A 2,893-nucleotide genomic window follows, 5' to 3' on the forward strand; every position below is an offset into this window, starting at 1 on the left:
CCTGGACGGCGGCAAGGCCGTGGACCTGGCCCTCTTCGGCCGGATGCTCGCCGACCGGCCCGAGCTCGGGGTGGACGCCGCGGCCCAGGTGGCCCACGCCCTAAGCACCCACAAGGTGGACCGGGAGTTTGACTTCTACACCGCCGTGGACGACCTCAACCCCAAGGAGGAAACGGGGGCCGGGATGATGGGGGACGTGGAGTTTTACTCCGCCACCCTCTACCGCTACGCCGTGGTGGACCTGGACAAGCTCGTGGAAAACCTCCAAGGGGACAAGGAGCTCGCCCTCAAGGGGGCCCTGGCCTTCCTCGAGGCCTTCGCCCTCACCCTGCCCTCGGGCAAGCAGAACAGCTTCGCCGCCCACAACCCGCCCCTCTTCGTGGCCTTCCGGGCCGGGGAGGGGATGCCCCGGAACCTGGCCACGGCCTTTGAGGCCCCCCTGCGGCCCAAGGAGGACCAGCCCCTTTCCCGCCTCTCCGCCCAGGCCCTCCTTAAGGAGTGGGCCAAGTTTGACCGGGTCTACGGGCCCCTTGAGCCTGAGTGGAAGGGCGCCCTGGACCTCACGGAAGCGGAAGGGGACGGGGTTCCGAGGCTGGAGGACCTGAAGGCCCTCAAGGAGAAGGCGAGGGAGGCCGTGAGGGCGCTTTTGGGGGTGTAGCGTGCCCACCCTCCTCCTCAGGCTCCAAGGCCCCCTGCAGTCCTGGGGCACGCGGAGCCGTTTTGACCGTCGGGACACCTGGCCCTACCCCACGAAAAGCGGGGTAGCGGGCCTCCTGGCCGCCGCCTTGGGCCGGGACCGCAGGGAGGACGTCTCCGACCTGGCCGCCCTCCGCATGGGGGTGCGGGTGGACCGGAAGGGGGTGCTCAAGGTGGACTACCAGACCGCCCAGGGCGTCCTCGCCGCCGACCTCAAGGCCAAGCGGGACGTGCAGAGCTGGCGCTACTTCCTCTCCGACGCCGCCTTCCTGGTGGGCCTCGAGGGGGACGGGGGGCTCCTTGGCGAGCTCCACGACGCCCTGAAGAACCCCCGCTTCCCCCTCTACCTGGGCCGCAAGGGCTACGTGCCAAGCCCCCCGCCCTACCTGCCCGACGGCCTCCTCGAGGCCCCCCTGGCGGAGGCCCTCAAGGCCTATCCCTACCTGGGGAGGGGAAGGCCTCAGGGGGACCTCCTCCTGGCGCTGGAGGCCGAGGAGGGCCGCCTGGTCTACGACCAGCCCGCGGGGCCCTTCAGCGAGCGGCGCTTCGCCGCCCGCTACGTGCGGGAGGAGGTGCTTCCCAAAGAAGCGGTGCCGGAAGGCCCCCCTAGGTGGGAGGTGGCCCATGTGGGTTAGCAAGCTCGTGCTCAACCCCGCTTCCCGGGCCGCCCGCCGGGACCTGGCGAACCCCTACGAGATGCACCGCACCCTCTCCAAGGCGGTGTCCGAGGCCCTTGGGGAAGGGCGGGAGCGGCTTCTCTGGCGCCTCGAGCCCGCCCGGGGCCTGGAGCCCCCCGTGGTCCTGGTGCAGACCCTCACCGAGCCCGACTGGGGCGTGCTGGAGGAGGGGTACGCCGAGGTCTTCCCCCCGAAGCCCTTTGAGCCTGCCCTCCGCCCTGGACAGCGCCTCCGCTTCCGCCTCCGGGCGAACCCCGCCAAGCGCCTCGCGGCCACGGGGAAGCGGGTGGCCCTGAAGACCCCGCTGGAGAAAATCGCCTGGCTGGAAAGGCGGCTTATGGAAGGGGGTTTCCGGCTTCTTGAGGGAGAGGAGGGGCCCCTGGTCCGCATCCTCCAGGACACCTTTCTGGAGGTCCGCCGCAGGAAAGGGGTTGCTTCGCCGTCAGGCGAACACCGAGAGGAGGGCGAAGGGAGGCTCGTGCAGGTGCAGGCGGTGCTCTTTGAGGGGCGCCTCGAGGTGGTGGACCCAAAGAAGGCGCGGGCCACCCTGGAGCGGGGCATAGGCCCCGGCAAGGCCTTAGGCCTCGGCCTCCTTTCCCTCGCTCCCTAGGAGGGCCCATGCCCCCCGTCCCCAGCGCCAGGAACCTCAAGGAGCTTCCCAAGTTCCGGGATGGCCTCTCCTACCTCTACGTGGAGCACGCCGTGGTGGAGCGGGAGGCGGGGGGCATCGGCATCTACGACCAAGAGGGCCTCACCCTGGCCCCGGTGGCGGGGCTTGGGGTCCTCTTCCTGGGCCCCGGCACCCGCATCACCCACGCCGCCATCCGCCTCCTCGCGGAAAACGGGTGCACCGTGGCCTGGGTGGGGGAGGGGGTGGCCCGCTTCTACGCCCAGGGCCTGGGCGACACCCGGAGCGCCGCCCGCCTCTACCGCCAGGCCCGGGCCTGGGCCGACCCGGACCTGCACCTCCAGGTGGTGATGCGGCTTTACCGCATGCGCTTCCCCGAGCCCCTGCCCGAGGGCCTGACCCTGGAGCAGGTGCGGGGCCTCGAGGGGGTGCGGGTGCGGGAGACTTACGCCCGCTGGAGCCGGGAGACGGGCGTGCCCTGGTACGGTCGGAGCTACGACCGGGGCGACTGGCGGGCGGCGGACCCGGTGAACCGGGCCCTCTCCGCTGGGGCGAGCTACCTCTACGGCTTGGCCCACGCCGCCATCGTCTCCTTAGGCTTTAGCCCCGCCCTGGGCTTCATCCACACGGGGAAGCTTCTCTCCTTCGTCTACGACATCGCCGACCTCTACAAGGCGGACTACTTGGTGCCCGCCGCTTTCCGTACCGTGGCGGAGTCCGAGGAGGGGGTGGAGCGGAGGGTGCGCCGGGCCCTGCGGGAGGCCATCCAGGAGGGGAGGCTTTTGGAGCGGATGGCGGAAGACCTTCTTAACCTCTTCCGGGGCCTGGGCCTCCCCGAGGAAGAGGACCCGGTGGAAGAGGACCCCACCCGTCCTGGGGGCCTTTGGGACCT

At 70.9% G+C, this 2,893-nt stretch carries 4 protein-coding genes; all 4 read left to right on the forward strand.

The annotated features are described in order from the left end of the window. On the forward strand, positions 1 to 658 hold a 658-nt coding region (cas7e, locus tag AC01Y6_RS08830), incomplete at its 5' end, for a type I-E CRISPR-associated protein Cas7/Cse4/CasC (RefSeq protein ID WP_476671162.1). 1 nt (position 659) lies between these two features. Beyond that, entirely contained in the window at positions 660 to 1,331 is a 672-nt protein-coding gene (gene cas5e, locus AC01Y6_RS08835) for a type I-E CRISPR-associated protein Cas5/CasD (RefSeq protein ID WP_476671163.1), read from the forward strand. Continuing rightward, complete coding sequence (cas6e, locus tag AC01Y6_RS08840; RefSeq protein ID WP_428715912.1) at positions 1,321 to 1,983, forward strand: type I-E CRISPR-associated protein Cas6/Cse3/CasE; 663 nt, start codon at positions 1,321 to 1,323, stop codon at positions 1,981 to 1,983. The genes cas5e and cas6e overlap by 11 nt, the downstream gene beginning before the upstream one ends. Positions 1,984 to 1,991: 8 nt before the next feature. Beyond that, positions 1,992 to 2,893: type I-E CRISPR-associated endonuclease Cas1e (gene cas1e / locus AC01Y6_RS08845; protein WP_476671165.1), on the forward strand; the 902-nt coding region annotated here is incomplete at its 3' end.

This window comes from Thermus sp., from assembly GCF_056332225.1.